The following is a 26,361-nucleotide window of genomic DNA, read 5'->3' as shown; positions in this document are numbered from 1 at the left end:
TTCCTCAAGCGCGATAGTCTTACATAGAAGATATAATTCATCGGAGAGCAATGTCATGAATGACGCAGACGCAGAGGGTATGGTGGCCGAGATAGAAGCGCTGGGCGACAAGCTGCGCGAGGCCAAAGAATCGATCACGCAGCGGTTTATCGGTCAGGAACGCGTGGTCGAACTGACGCTGACGGCGTTGCTTTGCGGTGGTCACGGTCTTTTGATCGGGCTACCGGGGCTTGGAAAGACGCGGCTGGTCGAAACACTTTCCACGGTCATGGGGCTCCACGGCAACCGCGTGCAGTTCACACCAGACCTGATGCCAGCCGACATTCTTGGCTCCGAAGTGCTGGACACAGCCTCCGACGGCACCCGCGCATTCCGCTTTATTCAGGGGCCAATCTTCTGCCAGCTCCTGATGGCTGACGAGATCAACCGCGCCAGCCCCCGGACGCAGTCGGCGCTGCTTCAGGCCATGCAGGAAAAAACAGTCACCGTAGCAGGCGAAAGTCGCAGCCTCGGCGTGCCGTTCCATGTTCTCGCGACGCAGAACCCGATCGAGCAGGAAGGCACCTACCCGCTGCCCGAGGCGCAATTGGATCGTTTCCTCGTGCAGATCGACGTCGCCTATCCAGACCGTGACACCGAACGCGATATCCTGCTGGCAACAACCGGCGATGGCGAGGCTGTCTCGTCCGAAGTCTTTACCGCGGCGGAGTTGCTGAACGCGCAACAATTGCTGCGCCGGATGCCAGTGGGCGACAGTGTTGTTGAAATGATCCTCGATCTGGTGCGTGCGTTCCGCCCCGAAGAAGAAGGCGTCAGCCAACAGGTTCGCGACACGGTCGCATGGGGGCCCGGCCCGCGCGCGGCGCAGGCCCTGATGCTGACGGTACGCGCCCGCGCGCTGTTGCACGGGCGTCTGGCACCGTCTGCCGAAGACGTGATCGACATGGCCCGACCTGTCCTGAGCCATCGTATGGCGCTGAATTTCGCCGCACGGGCACGCGGCGACAGCCTCGTTGACCTGATTGAGAGCACTGCTGCCTCGCTTGGTGGCGCAAAGGCCGCTGCGTGAGCGCAGTTACCGCCCTCCAGGACAGCGCCCGCCCGCGGCAACTTCGCAGCGCCGCGGAGACTGAAGCCGCGCGTTTGCCAGCCTTGCTTGCGCGCGCCGAACATCTTGCAGGCGCGGTTTTGCTGGGCGATCACGGACGCAGACGTGCCGGCCTAGGCGATGATTTCTGGCAGTATCGTCCGGCACAGGCGGGTGATAGCCGCCGCCTGATCGACCACCGGCGATCAGCCATGGGCGACGTTGAATACGTCCGCGAACGAGAATGGCAAATCGCCCAGTCGGTCATGCTCTGGATCGATCAGGGCGCGTCTATGCGTTTTACCAGTACAGACTCCCTGCCGGAAAAGGCGGATCGCGCCCGCGTTCTGGCACTGGCCGTCGCTATCCTTCTCGTGCGCGGCGGAGAACGCGTGGGACTAACCGGTACGACGTTGCCACCGCGCCGGGGCAATGCGCAAATCCTGCGTCTGGCGGAAATGTTCAGCCAAGATGCCCCCGAAGACTATGCGCCGCCCGAACACCGCGCGATGATCCCGTCTGCGCGGGCGCTCTTTATCTCCGACTTTATGGGCGATGTGGGTGAGGTGCGGCTCGCCCTGACCAAAGCAGCCGATCGCGGCGTACGCGGTGTGCTGTTGCACGTGCTCGATCCGTCAGAAGAGGCGTTCCCGTTCAAGGGGCGGACGGTGTTTGAAAGTGTTGGCGGCACGCTGAGCCACGAGACGCTGAAGGCGAATGACTTGAGAGACCGCTATCTTGAAAGGCTGGCGGACCGCAAAGCCGAATTGCAACACCTGTGCGCTGTTACCGGCTGGCAATATGGCATGCACCACACTGATGCGTCAGCGCAGACTGCGCTCTTGTGGCTTTACCGCGCCTTGGACACGGGGCGCAGCGCATGACCGTCCTTGGTGGCATAGGCTTTACAGCACCCTGGCTGTTGCTGGCGCTTTTGGCGTTGCCTCTTTTGTGGCTGATCCTGCGCGCTGTACCCCCGGCACCGATCAGGCGCCGCTTTCCCGGTGTTGCTCTGCTGCTCGGCCTCAAGGATGACGAAAGCGTATCGGACCGCACCCCGTGGTGGCTGTTGCTGCTGCGGATGCTGGCCGTTACAGCAATTATTCTTGGCCTTGCAGGTCCGGTCCTGAATCCCAACAAGAACGCGGCCGAAGGTAATGGCCCCCTGCTGATTGTATTAGATGGCAGCTGGGCCGGTGCCACCCGCTGGCCCGAACAAATCGAAGCGATTGACGCGCAGCTGACGCGCGCCAGCCGCGCCAGCCGAACTGTCGCCTTTTTGGAACTGACCGATCCCGAAGTACCGGTTTTTCAATCCGCTGATGTGTGGCGCAGTCGCTTGGCAGGCTTTACACCCTCTGCTTGGCAAGCAGACGACGCGCGCGTGGCCGAGGCCATCGCAGCCATATCCGGACTGCCCGATTTCGATACGCTATGGTTCAGCGACGGGCTCGACTTTCCCGGACGCGACGACGCGTTGGCAATATTCGAGGCGAAAGGCGCGGTTGAAGTGTACCAAACAGCGGCGAATGTCATTGCAATGGCGCCGGTCAGCTTTGCCGACGGCGTCGTGACATTGACGGCCCAACGCGCTTTTGGCGGCGCGGAACGCTCCGTGACTTTGCAGGTGCAAGGGCGCGATCCGGCAGGAAACGCCACCCTGCTTGCCAGTGTGCCGGCCACGTTCGACGAGAATGCAACCGTTGCGCAGGCTGATATTTCGCTGCCGGCCGAACTGCGCGCGCGCATCACACGGTTTGACGTGCAGGGCCAGAGGTCTGCCGGCGCGACGACGCTGGCCGATGACAGCCTGCGGCGACGCGAAATCGCCCTGATCGCAGGGCGCGAAGATCGCGAAGGTTTGCAGCTTTTGTCGCCGCTCCACTACCTCGAACAGGCGCTGGTCGTGAACGCCGACCTGATCAGCGGTGGCCTGTCAGACGTACTGCCAGCCAATCCTGATGTGATTGTCCTTGCCGACGTGGCGACGCTGTCCGAACAGGAGTCCGACGGGATCAGCGCGTGGATCGAAGACGGCGGTATGCTGGTACGGTTTGCCGGGCCGCGTGTCGCCGCCAGCGACATCAGCCGGGTTGACGAGGATCCGCTGATGCCGGTGCGCCTTCGCACAGGCGGACGCAGTGTCGGCGGCGCGATGAGCTGGGGCGAGCCAAAGGCGTTGGCGCCCTTTTCGGAAAGCTCGCCGTTTTTTGGCCTGGCCGTTCCACAAGACGTTCAGATCAGCAGTCAGGTGATGGCCCAGCCCGACCCGACGCTGGCAGAGCGTGTCATTGCCGAACTGACCGACGGCACACCGCTGGTGACGCGAAAGTCGATCGGTCAGGGGCAGGTGGTTCTGTTCCATGTTACGGCCACCGCCGACTGGTCAACCCTGCCCTTGTCCGGATTGTTCGTTCAGATGCTGGAACGGCTTGCCGTTGCTTCTTCGGCGACCCGGCCGGATGCAGAACAACTGGATGGCACAACATGGACACCCGAGCAGGTCATGGATGGCTACGGCACCCTGCGCGATGCGGGCACACTGCCCGGCGTCCCCGGACCTGATCTCGTCAGCGCGCCACCAAGCGTCGATCTCCAGCCCGGACTATACGCATCTGGCGATCGGCGGCTCGCGCGCAATGTCGTCACCGAAGACACGGCAATCGCACCTGCACTCTGGCCTGCGCGTATTCCGGTGAAAGGCTTTTCTGTCCCGCCCGAGCAACCCATAGCGGGATGGCTTCTGAGCCTCGCGATCCTGCTGTTGCTGGCTGATGTTGTCGCGTCACTTGCCCTCACAGGCCGTCTTTTGGGGCAAGCAAACCGCACTGCGGCGGCCATTGTCCTCGCCCTTGGCCTACCCGTCGGCTTGGCGCAGCCCGCCGGGGCACAAGATGCCACGGCCGACAACTTTGCGCTGGATGTCACGGCAGAGATGGTTCTTGCCTATGTCATCACCGGAAATGCGCAGATAGACGAATTGTCCCAAGCGGGGCTTTTTGGCCTGTCGCAGACCCTGAACTTCCGCACCTCGGTCGAACCTGCCGATCCTGTGGGCGTCGATCTGGAAATAGACGAGCTGGCCTTTTTCCCTATCCTTTACTGGCCAATAACCCCTGATCAGCCGCGCCCCTCCTCTGAGGCCTATACCAAGCTGAACGACTATCTGCGATCGGGCGGGCTTATTTTGTTTGATACGCGCGATGCAGATGTGGCCCGCTTTGGCGCAGCCAGCCCGAACGGGCGCAAACTGCGCGATCTCGCGGCGCCTCTAGACGTACCACCGCTGGAGCCGCTGCCCGCTGATCACGTGCTGACCCGCACGTTCTACCTGTTGCAGGACTTCCCCGGCCGCCACACCAGCCGCGACGTCTGGGTAGAAGCGGCACCGCCTGACGCCGAACAGGTCGAAGGCATGCCATTCAGAAACCTCAATGACGGCGTGACACCCGTCGTCATCGGCGGCAACGACTGGGCTGCGGCCTGGGCGATGACACAAACCGGTGCGCCAATGGTGCCGATTGGTCGCGGCTTTACCGGTGAACGGCAGCGCGAACTGGCCTACCGCTTTGGCGTGAACCTCGTGATGCACGTGCTGACCGGAAACTACAAATCTGATCAGGTACACGTACCTGCGCTGCTGGATAGGCTGGGCCAATGACGGGACAGGTAATTTTCGATCCGCTCGTGCCATGGGAAATGGTCGCCATAGTGGCCGTGATCGCAGCCGCCAGCATCATGCTGGCCGGGCTTCGCGGTCTCAACGGCTGGCCGCTGCGCGCACTGGCGGCGATGGTTGTGCTTGGCGCGCTCACCGGTCCAAGTTACCAGCAGGAAGACCGCGCACCGCTTACGGATATCGTTGTCTTTCTCGAAGATGAAAGCGCCAGCCAGAGGTTGTCGGACCGGGCTGAACAAACCGGAACCGCCGCCGATACACTCGCCGACCAGATAGCCGCACGCGCCAACACCGAAGTGCGGCGGGTCCAGATCCCCGACGGAGAAGGAGACGCAGGCACGCAACTGATGACTGCGCTGTCAAACACGCTGGCGGAAGAACCCCGCGCGCGCATCGCAGGGGTCATCGCGCTAACCGATGGGCAGGTCCACGACGCGGATCTGCCTGTAGATCTGCCCGCGCCCATGCATGTGCTGCTAAGCGGCCGCGACACAGACTGGGATCGACGCCTCAGCATTCGCAATGCGCCCGCATTCGCAATCATTGGCGAACCTGTCACCCTCACCCTGCGCATCGAGGATATCGGCGCCGCCCCCACCGATGCGGTCGTCGCGCCCTTGCAAATCTCTGTTGACGGCGCACCGCCGCAGGAATTCCAAGTGCCGCTGGATCAGGATATCGAGTTGCCGGTCACCCTGCCGCACGGGGGCCGGAACGTGATTGAATTCACCGTCCCCGAAGCCGATGGCGAATTGACTGACCGAAACAACAAAGCCCTCATACAGATGAACGGCGTGCGCGACCGGTTGCGCGTTCTTCTTGTCTCGGGAGAGCCGCATCCGGGCGGGCGCACGTGGCGCAACCTGCTGAAGTCGGACAGCTCGGTCGACCTTGTGCATTTTACCATCCTGCGCCCCCCCGAAAAGCAAGATGGTGTGCCGGTGAGCGAACTGTCCCTCATCGCTTTTCCGACGCGCGAGCTGTTTTTGGAAAAGATCGACGACTTCGACCTGATTATTTTCGACAGGTACAAGCGGCGCGGTATTCTGCCCTCACTCTACCTTGATAATGTTGCCAACTATATCCAGCAGGGCGGTGCGGTTCTGGTCGCCGCCGGCCCTGACTTTGCCGGTGCGGACAGTATATTCCGCTCGCCATTGGGCCCTGTACTGCCCGCCGCGCCGACCGCACGTGTCATCGACCAGCCCTACCGGCCCGAAGTGACTGAACTGGGCGCGCGGCACCCGGTGTCGTCGAACCTGCCCGGCGGGGGCGACTGGGGGCGCTGGCTACGTCAGGTTGATGTGGCAGACCCAAGCGGGCAGGTGGTGATGTCCGGCACTGGCGACCGCCCGCTTCTGGTGCTTGATCGCGTTGGCGAGGGGCGTGTTGCCCTTCTGGCCTCCGACCACGCATGGTTATGGAGCCGCGGATACGAAGGTGGCGGGCCCCAGCTTGAACTGCTGCGCCGGCTCGCGCACTGGATGATGAAAGAACCTGAACTCGAAGAAGAGGCGCTCACCGCACAGGCGACGGGTCAACGGATGCGCATTCAGCGCCGTACGCTCGAAGATACCGTACCCCCCGTCACCATCACGGACCCATTGGGCAATACCGTCGAATTGCCTCTGGAAGAAAGCAATCCGGGCGTGTTCGAGAATGTTTTCGACGGGCCGGAGATCGGCCTCTACAGGCTGGAAAACGGCGATCAGACAGCGGTCATCGGCCTTGGCCCCGCAGCCCCGCGCGAGTTTGAGCAAACCATCGCAACCGGTGACCTGCTCAGCCCTGTCATCAGCGCAGTTCGCGGCGGTGTTCTGATGCTTGAGGACGGGCTGCCGCGCATTCGCGATGTCCGCGAAGGGCGGCCGGCGTCGGGGCGCGGCTGGATCGGGCTGACCCCGCGTGGCGCATATGAGACCCGCGATGTTCGGCAAACTCCGCTGCTTCCCGCATGGCTCGTTCTGATCCTGTCCGCCGGACTGATCACTGGGGCCTGGCTGCGCGAGGGGCGCCGGTAGGTCTAAAAGCGCGTCGGTTAAATCGATATTCACTAAAATGCATGATTGTGCTGCCAACGCCGCAACAGCGCTGGTTGAATGATTTGTGAGTATTGCCAATAAACTAGCCCAGGAGAGGCGCAACCGACTGGCTGCGGAACGCCTGCTCGAACTCAAGCAGGCAGAGCTTTTTGCTGCGAACCAGAAACTTGGCCAACACGCACGCAAACTCTCTGACGAAATCGTCGAAACCCGCGCCGAAGTCGCCACCGTGCGCGACGAAAACCTGCGCGTCAAATCCGACCTGACGGCCGCGCAGAAAGAAATTGCAAGGGTGGAAAGCCGCCTGTGGCAGACTCTCGGCTCCATCAATGACGGCTTTGCCTTTTTCTCCGCCGACCTCGAACTGATCATGGCCAACCCCGCTTACCTCGCGGTATTTGACGGGCTCGAAGACGTCAAACCTGGCATCAGCTATGTCACCATTTTACAGCTTTTGACCGATGAGGGCATTATCAACCCCGGCGATTTGACACCGGCTGCATGGCGCCATCAAATGATCGAACGCGCCCAAACACCCGATCCACCGCCCGTTGTCCTGCAACTGTGGAACGGCGAGCACATTCGCCTTATCGACCGGCGCGGCCCGGAGGGCGATATCATTACGCTGGGCATCAACATCACAGAGACGGTGAGATACGAGGAAAAGCTCAAAGCCGCCCGCGCCAATGCAGAGGCGGCGAACCGGGCCAAATCCGCGTTCCTCGCCAACATGAGCCACGAGATTCGCACGCCGATGAACGGGATCGTCGGCATGGCAGATGTGCTCACAGACACCGATCTCACGGAAGAGCAACTGCTCTACATCGACACGATCAAGAAATCCGGCGATGCGCTGCTGGTCATCATCAACGACGTGCTCGATTACTCCAAAATCGAGGCAGCGAAACTGCAGCTTCACACCGCGCCCTTCAATTTCGAAGCGTCCATTCATGAAATTCTCATGCTTTTGCAGTCCTCGGCAAAGGACAAGGGCCTCGTCTTGACCTCGGATTATGACCTGATGCTGCCTGACGAATTCGTGGGCGACGCTGGCCGCATCCGGCAGATTCTGACCAACCTCGTGGGCAACGCGGTCAAGTTTACGTCTCAGGGTCACGTCATGGTGCGGGTCGCAGGCACTTCCGATCTGGATAACGCCTGCTCGACCCTGCAGGTGACCGTCGAAGATACAGGGATCGGCATCCCCGAAGACATGGTCGAACACGTCTTTGGGGAATTCAATCAGGTGGAATCAGAGAGAAACCGGCAGTTCGACGGCACCGGCCTCGGCCTCGCCATCAGCAAGCAACTGATCGCATTGATGGGCGGACGGATTTGGCTCACTTCCGAAGAAGGGATCGGGTCATGCTTTGGGTTCGAAATTACCCTGCCCTTTGTAACGCCACCTGCCAAAGAGCATCCGGGCATTTCGGAAAACCTGCGCCATGTGCTCGTGCTGGATGATTTTACGGTGAACCGGGATTTGTTGCGCCATCAACTCGAAACGCTCGGTTTGAAAGTAACCGCATGCAGCACAGCATGCGAGGCGCTTGCCGCGCTGGACCGGACAGTTGATCTGGTCATCGCCGACCACATGATGGAAGACAAAAGCGGGGTCGATTTTGCCAAGGCCGCCCGCGCCGCCGGTCACCGGCACCGGATCGTCATGCTCAGCAGCCACCCCAGTCAGGCACGCAAAGATCCGGACAGCGCCGCGGTGGACGTGATCGCGCAGCGCCCGTTCTTCAGAAATGACTTGTTCGGCTGGCTGTCGCATCCGGCCGAAACCGCCGCAGCCGCGCAACCCGCGTCCGAGACTTCAGTGCCAGATGCGCAGCCTGCCGTGTTTTCTCACCGGCGCGGCGCGCCAGAGCAAGTGCAGCGTTCCATGCGCGATACAACGCCGGATCAACCGCTCGCTCCGCAAAGCAATAGCACCCCGACACAAGTCGCAAGTGACCCGCCGCAGGGCACATCACTGCCCGCCACGTCTGACCGGCGACCCATGCGCGTCCTTGCGGCCGAAGACAACAAAACCAACCGGTTGGTTCTTGGCAAGATGCTCAAATCGCTCGCCATCGACCTTAACTTTGCCTGCGACGGTGCCGAAGCTGTCGAGCTTTACAAGGAATTTCAGCCGGACCTCATCTTTATGGACATTTCCATGCCACGCATGGACGGCAAGCAAGCAACCGGCGCGATCCGCAAACTGGAAGAAAACACCAGCAGCCATGTGCCGATCATCGCACTGACAGCGCACGCGATGGCCGGCGACGATCAGGAGATTCTAAAGGCCGGCTTGGACGAATACCTGACAAAGCCGCTGCGCAAACCACAGATCATCGAACAGATCGTTAAACACCAACCCGCCGGAACGCAGCACCCGGCCGAACCCGAGACGCCCGCTCAGGCAGCGGGATAAGGCCGCACGAACACAGGCTGATCCGGCGAGGAACGCGCCGCGTCATAGGCATATCCGCCAAGGTCGAAATCCTTTAGCGCGGATGGATCGGTCAACCGGTTCTGGACAATAAAACGCGCCATCGCACCCCGGGCTTTCTTGGCGAAAAAACTGACGATCTTGGGGCTCTTCCCATCGCCTTTGTCTTCCATGAAGCTCGGCGTAATCACCCGCAACTTCAGCGCCTTGGGCGCGACCGCGCCGAAATATTCCTGACTTGCGCAATTGACCAGCACACAAGCGCCCACCTTGTCTGCCTGCGCATTCAACGCCTTCGACAGGTCATCACGCCAGTAGTCGTAAAGGTTCGATCCCCTGCGCGTTTTCAACCGGCTGCCCATCTCAAGTCGATAAGGCTGGATCGCATCGAGAGGGCGCAAAATGCCGTAGAGTCCGGACAGGATGCGCAAATGCTCCTGCGCCCACGCCATTTCATCGGCATCCAGACTGGCGGCCTCGAGACCCTGATAGGTGTCGCCCGCAAATGCCAGCGCTGCGGGTCGCGTGGCTTCAGGCTCCGGCACATCTTGAAACGCGCGAAACCGGTCGCGGTTGAGCCGTGCGAGGTCATCACTCAAATCCATCAGACCCTTCAGGTTGCCCAAGGTCAGATTGCGGGCCGTCTTTGTCAGCCGTATCGCGTCTGCCTGAAACGCAGGCTCGGTCACTTGTTCTTCACGTTCCGCCCAGTCAAGCCGTTTGGCAGGTGAGATCACCACCAGCATACCCGTTCCCCTCAATCAATAGCTGCGCCGCATTGCGCTTTGAGGGCTATCTAGCTCGCTTGCCGCAGGACGTCCAGAAAAGCGGTACCAAACCGTTCCGCGCGCCGGTCGCCAAGAACCCGCGTCAACGTCTGTTCGTCGGCTTCGCGCATTTTGGCAATGCGCGCCAGCTGCGCCGCCGAGCAACTCATCGGCTTGTCGTGGCCTTCAGACCCGCGCGTGAGGCTTGCCTGCACTTCAAGCAGACGATCATAAACAGATCCCGCATCCCGTCCCGCCAGCTTGCGTCTGGTTGGGTGCATCTGCGCAACCTCGCCCGCGATGACCTCCAGAAATGCAGCGCCGTACCGTTCCAGCTTTTTTGCGCCAATCCCGCCAATGCGCGCCATGTCATCAAGGGTCGCGGGCCGTGTTTCCGCCATCTCGATCAACGTGCGGTCGTTGAAGATGATATAGGCTGGCACCTTTGCGGCTTCTGCAAATGCGCGACGCTTTGCCTTGAGTGCCGAAAGCAGCGGCGCATCCTCTTCCGAGACCATCGCCTTTACCGCTGGCCTGCGCGACGCCGCCTTGCGAATACTGTCCCGACGCAGCGAAATCTGCGCCTGATCGCGCAGGATGGGCAACGCGGCATCGGTCATCCGAAGCGCCCCGTGCCTGTCGGGGTCGGGGCGGACAAGATCATGTCCCATCATCTGGCGAAACACGGCCTGCCACTGACGGCGGTCGTACTCCTGACCGACGCCGAAGGTCGGCAGGTGCTGGTGACCCCGCTGGATGACCTTGTCGGTTTCATGGCCCAGCAGAATGTCGATAAGATGCCCCGCGCCAAACCACTCATCAGTCCGCAAGATCGCCGACAGCGCCTTGCGCACCGCGACCGTCCCGTCAAACACCTCGGCGGGCGCATCGCACAGATCACAGCTGCCACAAGTCACGTCAGTTTCACCAAAATACCGCAGCAAGGTCTCGCGGCGACATTTGAGCGCCTCGGCCAGACCCAAAAGAGCGTTGAGCCGCGCGTGATCTGCCGCCCGGCGCTCAGGTGGGGCCAACCCCTCATCGATCTGCGAGCGGCGCAGCCGGATATCATCCGGACCAAAAAGTGTCAGCGTCTCGGCAGGCGCCCCGTCGCGGCCAGCGCGACCAATTTCCTGATAGTATGCCTCGATCGACTTGGGCAGATCGGCATGCGCCACCCAGCGGATGTCGGGCTTGTCCACGCCCATGCCAAAGGCGACCGTTGCCACAACCACAAGCCCGTCTTCCTGCTGAAACCGCCTTTCGGCGATGCGCCGGTCTTCCGGGTCCATCCCGCCGTGGTAATGCAGCGCGGTATGCCCCGCGTCACGCAGCGCCCCGGCAAGGCTTTCTGTCTTGGCACGTGTCCCGCAGTAAACGATGCCAGACTGGCCCTTGCGGGCCGCAGCAAAGTCGAGGATCTGGCGGCGCGGGCCATCCTTGGCGGCAAACATCAGGTGAATGTTGGGGCGGTCAAAGCCACGCAAAAACACGCGCGGCTCCACATCTCCGAACAGTTTTTCGATAATTTCGGCACGCGTCTCTGCATCGGCCGTCGCAGTAAAAGCCGCCAGCGGCACGCCCAGATCGCGCCGTAGCGCGCCAATGCGCAGATAATCCGGCCTGAAGTCATGACCCCACTGGCTGACGCAATGGGCCTCGTCGACAGCAATCAGCGACACACCGGCACGGCGCAGAACGCCCATCGCTGCGCCGGCTGCCAGACGCTCGGGCGCCATGTACAACAGCTTGAGGTCGCCACGCGACAGAGCATCGAAAACCGCGTCGGTTTCTTCGGGCGTATTGCCAGACGTCAGCGCGCCCGCCGAGACGCCCGCTTCCTGCAGGGCGCGCACCTGATCCCGCATCAGCGCAATGAGCGGCGAGATCACCACCGTGACGCCCTCACGCATCAACGCAGGCAATTGAAAACACAAAGATTTACCGCCACCCGTGGGCATGATCGCCAGAACATTTTCGCCAGCAGATACCGCGTCGACGATCTCTTCCTGCCCGGGCCGGAATGCGTCGAATCCAAATACGTCACGCAGCAAGGCTGTGGCGCCTGTCATGTCCTGTCCTGTGTTCTATCTGCTCTTTTTTGCAGACTCCCACACTAAGGAATCATGAACAAGCCCCCGCTGATCGCAAAGGCGAAAAATCAGACAAGACCGCCTCAGACGAATGCGGCGTAATTGTTCACCAGAATGATGCGCAGCGCCGCAACAGCCAACAGTACGACAAGCGGCGCAAGGTCAATCCCGCCCATGGGCGGCAAAATCCGCCGGACAGGGCCGTAAATCGGCTCTAACAAACGGTTCAGACCGTACCAGATTTGCGCAACAAGCTGCTGGCGTGTGTTCAGAACCTGAAAGTTGATAAGCCAACTCATGATCACATGAGCAATGATAAAGAACCACAGCACATTGAGCAGCAGCATCAGGATCTCGAAAAGCGATTGCATGGGCCGACCTTTCCTTACGTCGCCCTTCAATTAAGCAAGCCTCGGCAAAAGGACAAGGCCGGGCGCGCGATCATGGTTCACACGCCTTCAACCTTTCCTTGCGCAGACGGCCCGGTCCTGTTCTAGTTGCACTAAGGCAGAGCAAAAAACCCGATACAGGCAGCGATCATGATCAGCGCACGCAAACGCATCTGGGGGTGGTACTTTTTTGACTGGGCAAGCCAGCCTTACAATACCCTTTTGCTCACCTTCATCTTTGGCCCTTACTTTGCGCAGGCAGCAAGCGACGCCCTGATTGCCGGTGGCATGAGTGAAACTGCGGCTAAGGCGCAGGCGCAGGCTTACTGGGGCTACGGTCTGACGGTTGCGGGCCTGACCATAGCGGTGCTCGCACCGATTCTGGGGTCTGTTGCGGATGGTACGGGCCGCAAATTGCCATGGATCTGGTTTTTCTCGCTGCTGTACACGGTCGGCGCCGCTGCACTCTGGTGGACAGACCCCGATAGCTTCTCTGTGATCTGGGCTCTGTTCTTCTTTGGTCTGGGTCTGATCGGTTCCGAATTCGCCGTCATCTTTACAAATTCCTATCTGCCCGACCTGCATGATGACCCGGATGAACTTGGCCGCATTTCAGGCTCGGGCTGGGCCTTCGGGTATGTCGGCGGCGTGGTGGCGCTGGTGATTATGCTGGTCTTCTTTCAGGCCGGCGACAACGGGCGCACCATAGCAGGCCTTGCGCCTGCCTTCGGCCTTGATACCGAAACCAGCGCCGACAGCCGCATCGTAGGCCCCTTTACCGCGCTTTGGTTCGTGGTTTTCATGGTGCCGTTTTTCCTTTTCACCAGAGACCGCGCCATAGACCGGGCAAGCACCGTCAGCTTTCAAAACGGGCTGAAAGACCTGTGGCGCACCATCAAAGGGCTGCCGCGCCACCCGTCCCTGCTCGCCTATCTGGGATCGTCGATGTTTTACCGCGACGCGCTCAACGGCATGTACACGTTCGGCGGCATCTACGCCTTGGGCGTGCTGGGCTGGTCAATTACGCAGGTTGGCATATTCGGCATCATCGCGGCGATCAGTGGCGCGGTCTTTTGCTGGATCGGCGGGCACGCCGACAAACGGTTCGGCCCGATGCCGATTATCGTGTTTTGCTGCGTCCTGCTGGTGCTGACTTCTGGGTTGGTCGTATCCATCACACCCACCTCGATTCTGGGTCTCACCCTGCCTTCCGGGTCCGGCCTGCCCGACATCGGATTTTTCATTGCCGGGGCTACCATCGGTGCCGCGGGCGGCGCACTGCAAGCCTCGTCGCGCAACATGATGACCCGGCAGGCCAACCCCGAACGTATGACCGAGGCTTTTGGGCTTTATGCTCTGTCCGGCAAAGCCACATCCTTTATCGCACCGTTCCTGATCGCGCTGGTTTCAGACCTTACCGGCAGTCAGCGATTGGGTATCCTGCCCATTGTCGGGCTGTTCCTGCTTGGGCTGGTCCTGCTAGCCTGGGTAAAACCGAAAGGAGACTTCGCATGAAACTTCCCTCCTTATCCGCACTACTGGCCGTCACCTTTGTGCTGGCATCCTGCACCGAAAACACCGCGCCGCCACCGCAGACGTCAGCAGCCGCCAGCCTGCCCACCATCGGCACGTCCGGCGGCGCGCTCAGCGCCACACCCGCAAAACAACTCTTCGGCGCAAAATCTGTGGCCACCCGCACTGCCCCGGCGCCTTTCGGCAGCTACGCCAAGGGCTGCGTCGCGGGTGCCGCACAGCTGGCGGAAACAGGCCCGACATGGCAGGCCATGCGCCTGTCGCGCAACCGCAACTGGGCCCACCCCGAAACAGTGGATTTCGTCGAGGACCTCAGCCGCGTCGCGGCACGACAATCCGGCTGGAACGGTCTCTATGTCGGGGACTTGAGCCAGCCGCGCGGCGGCCCGATGCTGTCCGGGCACGCCAGTCACCAGATCGGGCTGGATGCCGACATCTGGTTGCGACCCGCCGACAATCTGGGCTTGTCCGTCGCAGACCGCGAAAACATCTCGTCGATCTCGATGCGCCGCAATAAAGGGGCCTTCGTGAACGACCAGTGGACCCCGCAACACGAGGCCATCGTCAAGGCCGCAGCATCCGATCCACGCGTGGCGCGCATCTTCATCTTCCCCGGCGCCAAGGTCGAGATGTGCAAAAACGCGACCGGAGATCGCAGCTGGCTGCGCAAGGTGCGTCCGTGGTTCGGCCACCACTACCACTTCCACGTCCGCCTCGCCTGTCCGCGCGGCACGTCTGGCTGCGTTGACCAAAGCCCACCACCCGCAGGCGACGGTTGCGCAGACGCCCAAGCCTGGGTCAATAACATTCTCAACCCGCCACCACCTGACCCAAGTGCCAAGCCGCGCAAACCGCGCCGCACCATCCAACTGGCAGACCTGCCCGCGCAATGCGCCGACGTTTTGCAATCCCCCTGATCGCGGCGGTCGCCGTCGCGCCGTGGCTTTGGTTTTATCCTGAAACGCCGCCCACCACCCAGCCGGCACAGCTTTCCAGCGCTGTGCCGGTACCCAAAACCGCTGACTGGGTGGGCGGTATTTCCGGCATCGAAGTAACCGACAACGGCACCGCCTTTTTCGCCGTGACCGATCGGGGGCACCTGATACAAGGAACGCTGACCCGCGCGCCCGACGGCAGCCTGACCGATGTCTCCCTGACTGCAAACCGCCTGCTTGCCCAACCCGCCCCGAAAAGCGAGGAGGTGCCCCGCACCGACGCCGAAGGCCTCGCTCAGGCCAGCGACGGGACCTTGTTCGTCTCGTTCGAGCATGCTCACCGGATCATGACACTCGACCGCTTCGACACTGAAAACCCCGTCGAAGAGACGCATATGGCGTGGAAAGCCCTGCCAAAGAACGGCAGCCTCGAAGCGCTCGCCCTTCAGCCCGACGGCACACTGATCGCCCTGCCCGAGGCGATTGCGCGCGGGGCAACCCAAGCGCTGGTCTACCGCCAACGACCGGGTGAGCGATGGGAGCAGGCCTTTACCCTGCCTGTGGACCGCGCTTTCAAACCGGTGGGCGCCGACTTTGGCCCCGATGGCGCATTCTATTTGCTCGAACGGGGGCTCTACCCCTTTGGCTTTTACACCCGGGTGCGGCGCATGCAGATGACCGATACCGGGGTCACCGGCGCAGAGACGGTGCTGCACACCCCGCTCTTTCGGCATGGCAACCTCGAAGGGCTGTCCGTCTGGCAGGACGCGAACGGCATCATCCGACTGACAATGGTGGTCGACGACAACTTTCTGCCGCTCGCACGCGGCGAAATCGTCGAATATGCCCTGCCGGTCGGGGTTGCGCCGGACGGTCAAGGCCAGTAAAGACCGCCCGTCGGCCCATGCCGACCAAGTGCCGCACCCTTGCCAAAACGGATTATCATTATGACACGCACTCATCTTCCCGGCATCCTTGCCATGGCCGCCATCGTCGTGGCCTCGAACATCCTCGTCCAGTTCCTCTTTGGTAACTGGCTGACGTGGGGGGCCTTTACCTACCCGCTCGCCTTTCTGGTGACCGACGTGATGAACCGTGTCTACGGGGCATCTGCCGCGCGGCGTGTTGTCTTTGTGGGCTTTCTTGTGGGGGTTGCCTGCTCGCTCATCGGCACGCAGATCATGGGCGAGTTCGGCCCGCTGGTGACGCTGCGCATCGCAATCGGCTCAGGTATCGCATTTCTGACAGCGCAACTGCTCGACGTTGCCGTCTTTTCCGCCCTGCGCGGCGGATCATGGTGGCGCGCGCCCCTCGCCTCGACGCTGATCGGCAGCACGGTCGACACCGCCCTCTTCTTCACCATCGCCTTTTCGGCCAGCCTCTCCTTTCTGGAACCTGCCAACGACGTAAGCTGGGCCGGAGAAGTGCTGCCGCTGCTGGGCGTCGGGTTTGATGCGCCGCTATGGGTCTCTCTGGCCGTGGCGGATTGGATGGTCAAACTGGGCCTCGCACTGCTGGCATTGATCCCGTTCCGCGCCCTCACTGCAAAGGCTGTGCGCGCAGCTTGAGCACTGTCGACAAAATCTGCGACGAAAATGAAAAAAAGCTTGGTCGCTGCCAAAAGCTGTGCGACGATTCAAGCAACGTCAACAGATAGTAAAGGAGGTGATCCAGTGTCGAGAAAGGTATTGGAGAGAGGTGTCGGAACAGCTGTGGAGGTCGCCTGCTAAGGCAGCCCTTGGACGGGCAGATAACCACAGTGGACGTGATCGTCTAACCGATCCCGCCTCCTTATGACCAGTCGATGGGGCCGCACGAGATGTCGTGCGGCCCTTTTCTGTAGAATGTGTTGTTAGCTGGCGGTCAACATCGCTTTCGCGCCCAGCGCTTCGAATGCCTCGTCCACGCTGTCATAGCTTTCCGCTTCTACCGGCAGTATCTTGCCAAAGGTTTCCACCATGCCGGCTGCCGCTTCGGGCGCATTCGCCACCACATACCGCCGTACAGAACTCAAAGCGCGCAGCCGTGACTGAATGTTTTCAAGGCTCATCGAAGCGCCCGCTTCAGACCCTTTAAATTCATCGAAATAGAGCAGCATATCCACATGATCGTGCGCATCAAACGCAGAGTTCATGTGCTCGGCCATCTCTGTCATGTCCTCGCGCGAAACCTCGCCTTCAATCCGAAACGCATAGAGATCCGGGCGTGTTGTACTTAGTTGATTGATCGATTGCGTAGAAAGCATACCTTTTCACCTCGTTATTCGTGTTGTCAGGGGTTAAAACGCCGGACGCTGCAAATTCGTTCCCTGCGGAAAGGAGGGTGTCGTGCTGAAAATCAACAATGACATTACTCTCGAAGACTGGGAGTTCACCGAAAGCTTCATGCGATCGTCCGGCCCCGGCGGCCAGAACGTCAACAAGGTATCTTCCGCTGTTGAACTGCGCTTTGAGGCTGCCCGCTCTCCCAATCTGCCCGGTCCGGTCAAGACCCGGCTCAAGCGGCTCGCGGGGCGGCGGTGGACAACCGAGGGCGCGCTGGTGCTGCAATGCGATGAAACCCGCAGCCAAGCCCGCAATCGCGAAATTGTGCGGGACCGCCTTGCCGAACTGGTACGCAAGGCGCTCGTGCCGCCCAAACGCCGCATCGCGACAAAGCCCACGTTAGGCTCGAAAAAACGCAGGCTGAAAGCGAAAAAGGTGCGAGGCGAGGTCAAGGCACTGCGCGGCAAGGTCGACCCGGAATGACGGCGGCGCTTGTCGTCGGCGCATGCGCAGGCTAGCGTCGCGCGATAGCGCACCGGAGAGCATCATGCGACCAACCGACCGAACAGGTCTTGCCATCGTGCTCAGCCTCGTTGCGCTGACGTTGTTTGACGCCATGGGATTGGTGATCAAACTGCTCTCGGAGCGCTACAGCGCCCAAGAGCTATCTGCCTGGCGCAACCTCTTTGGCGTCATTCCATCTGTCATCGCAGTTTGGCTTTCCCGCTCGTGGCACGCATCCGGTCGCCCTGTCGTTATCCGGCAATGGAAACTGGCCTTGGCCCGCGGTTTTATCGTCACCTTTGCGCAGCTTATGTTCTATCTGGCACTCGGGCTTATGGCCTTTGCGACTGCCGCCACCATCACCTACGCAAACGCTCTCTTCATGACCGCGCTTGCGGTCCCGCTACTGGCAGAGCGCGTCGGCTGGATCCGTTGGATAGCCGTGCTGATCGGTTTTGTGGGCGTGATACTGGTGATGCAGCCCGGCTCTGACGCGTTCGAGCTGACGGCCTTGCTGCCTTTGGGCGCCGCCTTTCTCTATGCGCTTGTCGGTGTGACATCGCGGATGTTTGATGACACGGTGCCCAGCCCCCTGCTTAGTCTCTATTCAGCGGTAACCGCGCTTGTCGGCTCCTTCATTGTGGCGATGGCATGGGGCGGCTTTACCCCGCTTGCCAGTTGGTCCGATCTTGGCTGGATCGCTGCGATGGGCGGCTTTGGCGGCACCGCGGTGCTGTTCCTCGTCGTCAGCTACCGCATGACCGAGCAAAGCAACCTCGCCCCGTTCAACTATTTCGGCATCCCGCTGGCCTTCGTCCTCGGATGGGTGTTCTTTGACGAAACACCATGGGACGCGCTTTTCCCCGGTGCCATCCTCATTATCCTTGGCGGGCTTTTGATCATCTGGCGCGAACGCCGGTTAGGTCAGAAGCTCTGACGCGCACCCGGTTACCCACAGGCTGACAGCGCCATTCCGCCACCAAATCAAAAATACTTATCAAATTAAATCAGCGCTCTACTACGATTTTGAGGTACGTCCCTCAAAAATCATTCGACATGAGGTACGTTCCTCATTTAGCGTCGGGCTGTCTAAGCGACCGAATCGCTCAACGCAGGTCGCGGCATTTTGGGAGGATCACCATGAAGTATTCGAAACTGACAACCGTCAGCGCCCTCAGCCTGTCGATCGCCAGCCTTGGCGCTGCGGCACAGGCCGAAGACCTGACGCTGTGCTGGGCCGCTTGGGACCCGGCGAACGCCCTTGTTGAACTCAGCAAGGAATTCGAAGCACAATCCGGCCACTCCATGAGCTTCGAGTTCATTCCATGGCCCAACTTCGCTGACCGAATGCTGAACGAGCTGAACTCCGGCGGCAAACTGTGCGACCTGCTCATCGGCGACAGCCAGTGGATCGGCGGCGGCGCGGAGAACGGCCACTACGTCAAACTGAACGACTTCTTCGACGCCGAAGGCATCTCGATGGGCGACTTCGCAGATGCGACCGTCTACGCGTACTCGACTTGGCCCAAAGGCACACCGAACTATTACGCGCTGCCCGCCATGGGGGACGCGAACGGCTGGTTCTACCGCAAGGACTGGTTCGAACGCGAAGACATCCGCGCCGCGTTCAAAGACGCCACCGGCCGTGAACTGGGCGAGCCGAAAACGCAAAAGGAAATGCTCGAGATTGCGCAGTTCTTCCAGGGCCGCGAGATCGATGGCCAAACAGTTTACGGTGCGGCCATCTTCACCGAGCGCGGCTCGGAAGGCATCACCATGGGCGTGACCTCGGCGCTCTATCCTTGGGGCTTCAAGTATGAAAACGAGGCAGGCTCCTACGACATGGAAGGTGCGGTAAACTCGCCCGAAGCTGTCGAAGCGCTGGAATTCTACAAAGAGTTCTACGAGACCGCCACACCACCCGGCTACACCAACTCCTACATGGGTGAATCGCTCGATGCGTTCAAATCCGGTCAGGTGGCGATGGCAATGAACTGGTTCGCCTTCTTCCCCGGTCTCTACGCCGACCCCAACACCGGCGGTGACAAGATCGACTTCTTCGTGAACCCGCCGCAAAATCAGGCAGGCTCCACGCTGGGCGGACAGGGTATCTCGGTTGTGGCCTACTCCGACAAGCAGGACGCCGCGCTTGAGTACATCAAATGGTTTGCACAGCCCGACGTGCAGCAAAAATGGTGGGACCTCGGCGGCTACTCGGCACACAAAGCCGTGCTTGAAAGCCCGGAGTTTGTAGACAGCGCTCCTTTCGCCGGCGACTTCCTCGAAGCCATGGGCGCCGTACAGGACTTCTGGCAGGAACCGGCCTACGCCGAATTGCTGCTGGCAATGCAAAAGCGCATCCACGACTACGTGGTGGCTGATCAGGGCACTGCAAAAGAAGCCCTGGACAAGCTGATCGAGGACTGGACAGAAACCTTCGAAGACGAAGGCAAACTGTAATCCGTAAACTGTGTGGTGGGGGTCATCCCCCACCCACCCTTCAAGTCAGGCAAGCCGTGCCACCGCGGCCTTGCAACGGGAAAGTTACGCGTCATGACTGACACGCCGATCACCAAAGCGGCCAAGGCCACACCCCCGCAAGTCGCCCGCAAGATCAAAGGTCTCAGCGATCGCGCCATTGCCTGGATATTCGTGGCGCCTACAATCTTTTTGCTGCTCGCGATCAACATCTTCCCGCTGATCTGGACGATCAACCTCAGCTTTACGAACTTCCGCGCCAACCGCCTGAACCGCGAAGTCGACTACGTGGGCCTGCGCAACTACGAGCGTATCCTCACCGATACCGATATCTGGCTCAACATGCAGGCCACCGCGCATTTCCTGTTCTGGACAATCTTTTTACAGGTGCTGATCGGCTTCACGCTGGCCTATCTCATCAACAAGAAATTCAAAGGCAACGACCTGTGGACGACAATCATCGTGCTGCCAATGATGCTCAGCCCGGCGGTGGTCGGCAATTTCTGGAAATTCCTCTACCAGCCGCAGATCGGGCTTTTCAACTACATCGTGGCCTTCTTCACAGGCAAGGATCCGTCAAGCTTCGAGATGCTGGGGTCGGTCGATCTGGCGCCGTGGTCCATCGTCATCGTGGACACATGGATGTGGACGCCCTTTGTCATGCTGATCTGCCTTGCGGGGCTGCGCTCCATCCCCGACTACATCTACGAGGCCGCAGAAATCGACCGCGCCTCGAAACTGCGGCAGTTCTTCACCATCACCATCCCCATGGTGCTGCCCTTCCTGATGCTCGCCGTACTGTTCCGCGGCATCGAAAACTTCAAGATGTTCGATCTGGTGGTTCAACTTACCGGCGGCGGCCCCGGCTCAACGACAGAGCTCACATCGATCAATCTCAAACGCGAAGCCTTCGAGAAATGGCGCACAGGCTACGCATCAGCCTACGCCATCATCCTTTTCGTGACCGTCTTCGGCCTCGCCTCGATCTACGTCAAGGCACTCAACAAGGTAAAGGAACGATGACCGCTCCCTGTCATCTTGCCCAGAAAACTCTCGGGGGGCGCGGGCGCAGCCCGCGGGGGGCAGACAGCCCCCGCCCAACCCGGCAACACGCGCAAAGGCACGCATCATGAGCAGCTTCTCTGCAACCGAGCCCAGCAAACGCACCAAGACCTTCGCCGGCGCGCTGGTCATCCTGTACGCGCTGATTACCATGATCCCGCTGGCATGGATCATGCTGACAGGGTTCAAATCTCCTGCAGATGCCATCAGCTACCCGCCCAAGGTGGTGTTCGAGCCAACACTCGAAGGTTACGTCAATCTCTTCACCACCCGCACCCGTCAAACCGATGAATTCCTCGCCGCCAATCCGCCCCAGACATGGTACGAAGAGATCGTCCGCCAGTACGACATGGTCATCGCCGGCCCGTCCAAATTCGGCGAACGCTTTCTCAATTCGGTCATCATCGGGTTCGGCTCGACTTTTCTCAGCGTCTTTCTCGGCACACTTGCGGCCTATGCGTTCTCCCGGTTCAAAATCCCGCTGGCGGATGACCTGCTGTTCTTCATCCTCAGCACGCGGATGATGCCACCCATCGCCGTGGCGATCCCGATCTTCCTGATGTACCGGCAACTGGGGCTTTCCGACACACACCTCGGGATGATCCTGCTTTATACCGCGGTCAACATTTCGCTGGCGGTCTGGCTGCTGAAATCCTTCATCGATGGCATCCCGACCGAATACGAAGAAGCCGCCCTGATCGACGGCTACACCCGCTTTCAGGCGTTCTACAAAGTGGTTCTGCCGCAGGCCGCAACAGGCATCGCCTCCACTGCGATCTTCTGCCTGATCTTTGCATGGAACGAATACGCGTTTGCGGTGCTGCTCACCTCGGGCACGGCACAAACCGCGCCACCCTTCATCCCGACGATCATCGGTGTGGGCGGCCTCGACTGGCCCGCCGTTGCCGCCGGCGCCACGATCTTCCTGTTGCCTGTGATGATCTTCACCATCCTTTTGCGCAAACACCTGCTGCGCGGGATTACCTTTGGCGCGGTGCGCAAATGATGTGTCCGAACACCTCTTTGGCCCGCTTAATCAGTCGTTTCAGCACCGGCCGCAACGCACCGACGTTTTACCGACGCAATAACGACGCGACACCGACCGTCAAATCGACCCTATCGGAGGCCATCTGATGAACAATTTCATAACCGGTTTGATCCGCTTGCGGCGCGGCCCGTGGGAGATGCTCGCCACCATCATCATCGGCATCGGAGTCTTCATGCTGATGCAGCCCTTTGTGATGTGGGCCTTCACCTATTCCTTCATCACCACACTCATCGGCACCGTCATGTTCATCATTGTCAGCCATTTCCCGGAGTAACCCAGTGGCGCAGATTGTCATCAAAAACATCCGCAAGCAATTCGGCGATTTCGTCGCCGTAAAGGAAAGCTCGTTCACCATCGAGGATGGCGAGTTCTTCATGCTGCTGGGCCCGTCAGGATGCGGCAAGACCACCACGCTGCGGATGATCGCCGGGCTGGAATTACCAACCAGCGGAGAAATCTACCTCGACGGCGAAGAGATCAGCCAACGCCCGCCCAGCCAGCGTGACATCGCCTTTGTTTTCCAGATGTTCGCGCTCTACCCGCACATGAACGTATATCGCAATCTCAGCTATCCGCTTGTCAGTCAGGGCATGCCGCGCGCGCAGGTCCGTGCCAAGGTGGACGAAGTCGCAAATATTCTCGGCATTCAAAACATTCTGAAAAAGCCGGTTGGCGGCCTGTCAGGGGGCGACCGGCAACGCGTGGCATTGGGCCGCGCCATCGTGCGAGACCCGAAGGCTTTCATGATGGACGAACCCTTGGGTGCGCTGGATGCGGAGTTCCGCGAACACATGGCCGAAGAACTGCGCGCCCTGCATGACCGGATGAATGCCACGACCGTTTACGTCACGCATGACCAACTCGAAGCCATGCAAATGGGCGACAAGATTGTTGTCATGAACAACGCTGTCGTAGAACAGTTTGGTACGCCACAGGAAATCTACGACAAGCCAGCAACCATGTTTGTCGCTGACTTTATCGGGTCTCCCTCAATGAACTTCCTCCGCTTCGACGGCACGGTAGGCAAAGGTGCATCCGACATCACGCTCGCCGGTCAGACAATGTCGGTGCCCCGCCAGTTGGAAGACGCGTCGGGTGATCTGGTGTTTGGCGTACGGCCAGAACACGTAACCCTGTCCGACGCAGGCGGCTACCGGGGAGAAATCATCGCCGCAGAGTATCTTGGCACCGACCAGATCATCACGTTGAAAACCTCAAACGGGGACCTCAAAGCCCGTGCGCCTTCGGGCCAACCGGCCCACCCCGGCGAGACAGTAGGGCTTTCTTTTCAAAGTGATGCAATCACCCTGTTCGACGAAAACACCGGGCGCGCCCTGCGCTCGGAACTGAACCAGGAGGTGCTGTGACATGGCAGAAGTCGTTCTGAAAGGCCTGTCTAAATCGTTCGGCGACACGGTCGGCGTTGCAGACATCGATATGACGGTTCCCGACGGTGCCTTTGTTGTTCTGCTCGGGCCGACAGGCGCAGGCAAGACCACCACACTCCGCCTCATTTCCGGGCTCGAGAAAATGGACAAGGGCGAGATCACAATAGGCGGGCGTAAGGTCAACGACGACACACCGGCCCAGCGCGACGTTGCCATGGTCTTCCAGCAATATTCGCTTTACCCGCACCTGACGGTTCGCGAAAACCTTGCTTTCCCGCTCAAGTCTCCAATCCTCAACACACCTGCCGACATTATTGAGCAAAAGGTCGATGAAGTGGCGCGCGTCCTGCAAATCAGCCACAAGCTCGACAACAAGGCCACCGCCCTGTCCGGCGGCGAGATGCAGCGTGTTTCGATTGGGCGCGCGTTGGTGCGCGAACCGCAGATTTACCTGATGGATGAACCGCTAAGCTCGCTTGACGCCAAATTGCGCAGCGATCTGCGCGTCGAACTGAAACGGATTCAGGCCAGTCTTGGTGCCACCATTCTATATGTCACGCACGACCAGATCGAAGCGATGACCATGGCAACGCATGTTGGCGTCTTGAATGAGGGGCGGCTGGTGCAATACGGCACACCCCGCGAGATTTACGAAAACCCGAACTCTGTTTACGTGGCATCGCGGCTCGGGCAACCACGCATCAACATTCTGCCCGGCGATCTGTTTGGGCCAGCGCCGAAAGGCGCGCACCGCATCGGTCTGCGCCCGGAACATGTCCGGCAGGGAGAAGGACGTTCCGCAAAGATCGGCCGCGTCGAACGACTGGGCGACCATACAAGGCTGCATCTGAACCTCGAAGGTCACGACATCATAACGCTGGCCGATCCACATGCCAGCTACGCGGCGGGTGGCGAGATCAGAGTGGCGCCGCAAGACCCTTTGTGTTTCGACACCGAAGGCAACCGCATCTACTGAAGGGAGAAGACCATGGCGCAGTTCATTAACACCAAGGAATCGCTGGTCACTGACGCACTGGACGGGCTTTTGGCCGGATCAAACGGCGCGCTGTACCGGTTGGACGGTTATCCGCACATCAAAGTGGTCTGCCGCGGCGGTTGGGACAAGTCTCGCGTGGCGCTCATCTCCGGCGGCGGTTCAGGACACGAACCGGCCCATGCAGGCTTTGTCGGCGAGGGCATGCTGACGGCTGCAGTCTGTGGTGAGGTTTTTGCGTCACCTTCTGTTGATGCCGTGCTCGCTGGTATTCTTGCTGTTACAGGCGAAGCAGGCTGCCTGCTCATCGTCAAGAATTACACAGGTGACCGTTTGAACTTTGGCCTCGCTGCAGAACGTGCGAGAGCGTATGGTTTGAAGGTGTCGATGGTCGTTGTAGATGATGACATCGCATTGCCGGACCTGCCTCAGGCGCGCGGCGTCGCAGGTACGCTTTTCGTGCACAAGATCGCCGGTGCGCTGGCCGAAGCAGGAGCGGATCTGGATACGGTGACCGCAGCGGCTGAGAAGACAATTGGCGGCATGGCGTCGATTGGCATGTCATTGGATACCTGCACCGTGCCGGGATCGGAAAAAGAGGATCGCATAGCCAAGGGCAAAGCGGAACTCGGTCTGGGTATTCACGGAGAGGCGGGAGTCGAGCAAATCTCTTTCGAGACTGCGACTTCTGCCATGACTGCTGTCATGGACAAACTGGCACCGCATATTTCGAACGGGAAATACGTGGCCCTGCTGAACAACCTCGGCTCTACAACCCCGCTTGAAATGTCTGTGCTCGCGCACGCCCTGACGAATAACGCACGCGCCGGGGCAATTGCCGCCTTGATCGGCCCTGCGCCGTTGATGACTTCACTCGACATGCACGGATTTTCGGTTTCTGTCCTTCCATTGGATGATGAAACAGAGAAGCTGCTGGCCCGCGATATTCCTTTGCGCGACTGGCCCGGCATGCACGCGATAAGCGAGGTCACGGTCAAACCACTGCCGGACGGATTAAGCCCGATCAAACCGATCCCGTCGGAGAATGCGTCGGTGCGGGCCCTTATCGAAAATTGCTGTGATCTGCTGGTTGCGGCGGAAACTGATCTGAACCTTCTGGATGCAAAATCCGGCGATGGCGATACGGGCAGCACCCTTGCAACCGCGGCACGCGCGCTCAAGTCATCACTGGACCGCATGCCGCTTGCCGATCTTACGCAACTGTTCCGCGCCGTTGGAAACGAATTAAGCCAGACGATGGGCGGTTCTTCCGGCGTTATCATGGCCATTTTCTTTGGTGCGACCGGCGACGCCTGTGCCAATGGTCAGGCTACTTTTGCGGCCCTGCGTCAAGGTTTGCAGCGGATCAGCCAAGTAGGTGGCGCACAGGTTGGCGACCGCACGATGATCGATGCGCTCGATCCGGCGCTCAAGGCAATTGATGACGGCTTGGCCGCGGCAGCCGCCGCAGCCCGCGCCGGAGCAGACGGTACGGCGACAATGGGCAGAGCCAAGGCAGGCCGTGCTTCTTACGTGCCAGAGGAAAATCTGATGGGTCACAACGATCCGGGGGCCGAAGCTGTTGCCCGCCTGTTCGAGGGACTTGCTCACGATATGAAAGGCTAAGCCGGCCAAGATGAAAAACAGCCCGGACGCAC

General features: G+C 60.3%; 22 protein-coding genes. 18 read left to right on the top strand and 4 right to left on the bottom strand.

Translation table 11 applies throughout. From position 1 onward, the window contains the following. Positions 1 to 55 precede the first annotated feature (55 nt). The 5 genes from AC2D8V_RS16705 (at position 56) to AC2D8V_RS16685 (ending at position 9,230) form a co-directional block, all read left to right on the top strand. Positions 56 to 1,069: an AAA family ATPase gene (locus AC2D8V_RS16705; protein WP_484734725.1), complete on the top strand. Its 1,014-nt coding sequence runs from the start codon at positions 56 to 58 to the stop codon at positions 1,067 to 1,069. Continuing rightward, complete coding sequence (locus AC2D8V_RS16700; RefSeq protein WP_484734724.1) at positions 1,066 to 1,971, top strand: DUF58 domain-containing protein; 906 nt, start codon at positions 1,066 to 1,068, stop codon at positions 1,969 to 1,971. Before AC2D8V_RS16705 ends, AC2D8V_RS16700 begins: the two co-directional genes overlap by 4 nt. Then, the gene (locus AC2D8V_RS16695) at positions 1,968 to 4,748 is read left to right on the top strand and encodes a DUF4159 domain-containing protein (protein WP_484734723.1); all 2,781 of its coding nucleotides are present in this window, start codon (positions 1,968 to 1,970) and stop codon (positions 4,746 to 4,748) included. Before AC2D8V_RS16700 ends, AC2D8V_RS16695 begins: the two co-directional genes overlap by 4 nt. Beyond that, positions 4,745 to 6,787 (top strand): hypothetical protein, encoded by a 2,043-nt coding sequence (locus tag AC2D8V_RS16690; protein ID WP_484734722.1) that lies wholly within the window; start codon positions 4,745 to 4,747, stop codon positions 6,785 to 6,787. Before AC2D8V_RS16695 ends, AC2D8V_RS16690 begins: the two co-directional genes overlap by 4 nt. An 85-nt stretch (positions 6,788 to 6,872) precedes the next feature. Beyond that, on the top strand, positions 6,873 to 9,230 hold the full coding sequence (locus tag AC2D8V_RS16685; RefSeq protein ID WP_484734721.1) for a response regulator: 2,358 nt from the start codon (positions 6,873 to 6,875) through the stop codon (positions 9,228 to 9,230). Here the strand turns inward: AC2D8V_RS16685 and yaaA are convergent. The 3 genes from yaaA to AC2D8V_RS16670 all read right to left on the bottom strand — a co-directional run bounded on the left by yaaA (position 9,215) and on the right by AC2D8V_RS16670 (position 12,479). Beyond that, complete coding sequence (gene yaaA, locus AC2D8V_RS16680) at positions 9,215 to 9,994, bottom strand: peroxide stress protein YaaA (RefSeq protein WP_484734720.1); 780 nt, start codon at positions 9,992 to 9,994, stop codon at positions 9,215 to 9,217. The two genes, AC2D8V_RS16685 and yaaA, sit on opposite strands and share 16 nt — an antisense overlap. Positions 9,995 to 10,044: 50 nt before the next feature. Then, positions 10,045 to 12,087, bottom strand: a complete 2,043-nt coding sequence (gene recQ / locus AC2D8V_RS16675; protein ID WP_484734719.1) for a DNA helicase RecQ — start codon at positions 12,085 to 12,087, stop codon at positions 10,045 to 10,047. Positions 12,088 to 12,191: 104 nt separating this feature from the next. Next, positions 12,192 to 12,479, bottom strand: coding sequence for a YggT family protein (locus AC2D8V_RS16670; protein WP_484734718.1), 288 nt, complete (start codon positions 12,477 to 12,479; stop codon positions 12,192 to 12,194). A gap of 168 nt (positions 12,480 to 12,647) precedes the next feature. Here AC2D8V_RS16670 and AC2D8V_RS16665 point away from each other — a divergent pair, with 168 nt between their 5' ends. From AC2D8V_RS16665 to AC2D8V_RS16650, 4 genes are read left to right on the top strand one after another with little or no spacing between them, the layout of a single operon-like run. Continuing rightward, entirely contained in the window at positions 12,648 to 14,012 is a 1,365-nt protein-coding gene (locus tag AC2D8V_RS16665) for an MFS transporter (RefSeq protein ID WP_484734717.1), read from the top strand. Continuing rightward, a complete protein-coding gene (gene mepA / locus AC2D8V_RS16660) occupies positions 14,009 to 14,947 on the top strand; it encodes a penicillin-insensitive murein endopeptidase (protein WP_484734716.1) in 939 nt (312 codons plus the stop codon). Before AC2D8V_RS16665 ends, mepA begins: the two co-directional genes overlap by 4 nt. After that, entirely contained in the window at positions 14,920 to 15,852 is a 933-nt protein-coding gene (locus AC2D8V_RS16655; protein WP_484734715.1) for an esterase-like activity of phytase family protein, read from the top strand. The genes mepA and AC2D8V_RS16655 overlap by 28 nt, the downstream gene beginning before the upstream one ends. A gap of 60 nt (positions 15,853 to 15,912) precedes the next feature. Then, a complete protein-coding gene (locus tag AC2D8V_RS16650; RefSeq protein WP_484734714.1) occupies positions 15,913 to 16,533 on the top strand; it encodes a queuosine precursor transporter in 621 nt (206 codons plus the stop codon). Between the two features lie 284 nt (positions 16,534 to 16,817). Here AC2D8V_RS16650 and AC2D8V_RS16645 read toward each other — a convergent pair whose 3' ends face one another. Then, positions 16,818 to 17,210: a SpoIIAA family protein gene (locus AC2D8V_RS16645; RefSeq protein ID WP_484734713.1), complete on the bottom strand. Its 393-nt coding sequence runs from the start codon at positions 17,208 to 17,210 to the stop codon at positions 16,818 to 16,820. Positions 17,211 to 17,292: 82 nt separating this feature from the next. Here AC2D8V_RS16645 and arfB point away from each other — a divergent pair, with 82 nt between their 5' ends. From arfB to AC2D8V_RS16600, 9 genes are all read left to right on the top strand, one after another. Continuing rightward, on the top strand, positions 17,293 to 17,712 hold the full coding sequence (gene arfB, locus AC2D8V_RS16640) for an alternative ribosome rescue aminoacyl-tRNA hydrolase ArfB (RefSeq protein ID WP_484734712.1): 420 nt from the start codon (positions 17,293 to 17,295) through the stop codon (positions 17,710 to 17,712). A gap of 64 nt (positions 17,713 to 17,776) precedes the next feature. Next, positions 17,777 to 18,670, top strand: coding sequence for a DMT family transporter (locus tag AC2D8V_RS16635; protein WP_484734711.1), 894 nt, complete (start codon positions 17,777 to 17,779; stop codon positions 18,668 to 18,670). A 203-nt stretch (positions 18,671 to 18,873) separates the two neighbouring features. After that, a complete protein-coding gene (locus AC2D8V_RS16630; RefSeq protein WP_484734710.1) occupies positions 18,874 to 20,193 on the top strand; it encodes an ABC transporter substrate-binding protein in 1,320 nt (439 codons plus the stop codon). Between the two features lie 93 nt (positions 20,194 to 20,286). Beyond that, complete coding sequence (locus AC2D8V_RS16625; protein ID WP_484734709.1) at positions 20,287 to 21,234, top strand: carbohydrate ABC transporter permease; 948 nt, start codon at positions 20,287 to 20,289, stop codon at positions 21,232 to 21,234. A 106-nt stretch (positions 21,235 to 21,340) separates the two neighbouring features. Then, positions 21,341 to 22,279, top strand: a complete 939-nt coding sequence (locus AC2D8V_RS16620; protein ID WP_484734708.1) for a carbohydrate ABC transporter permease — start codon at positions 21,341 to 21,343, stop codon at positions 22,277 to 22,279. 127 nt (positions 22,280 to 22,406) lie between these two features. Next, entirely contained in the window at positions 22,407 to 22,595 is a 189-nt protein-coding gene (locus AC2D8V_RS16615; protein WP_484734707.1) for a hypothetical protein, read from the top strand. Positions 22,596 to 22,599: 4 nt separating this feature from the next. Next, complete coding sequence (locus AC2D8V_RS16610) at positions 22,600 to 23,688, top strand: ABC transporter ATP-binding protein (RefSeq protein WP_484734706.1); 1,089 nt, start codon at positions 22,600 to 22,602, stop codon at positions 23,686 to 23,688. A 1-nt stretch (position 23,689) separates the two neighbouring features. Further along, positions 23,690 to 24,685, top strand: coding sequence for an ABC transporter ATP-binding protein (locus tag AC2D8V_RS16605; RefSeq protein WP_484734705.1), 996 nt, complete (start codon positions 23,690 to 23,692; stop codon positions 24,683 to 24,685). A gap of 12 nt (positions 24,686 to 24,697) precedes the next feature. After that, positions 24,698 to 26,329 carry a dihydroxyacetone kinase subunit DhaK gene (locus AC2D8V_RS16600; protein WP_484734704.1) on the top strand — a complete coding sequence of 544 codons (1,632 nt, stop codon included), beginning with the start codon at positions 24,698 to 24,700 and terminating at the stop codon, positions 26,327 to 26,329. Positions 26,330 to 26,361: the final 32 nt, after the last annotated feature.

The organism is Roseobacter sp. YIN89, assembly GCF_057219365.1.
This window is presented reverse-complemented; position numbering and strand designations above follow the sequence as displayed.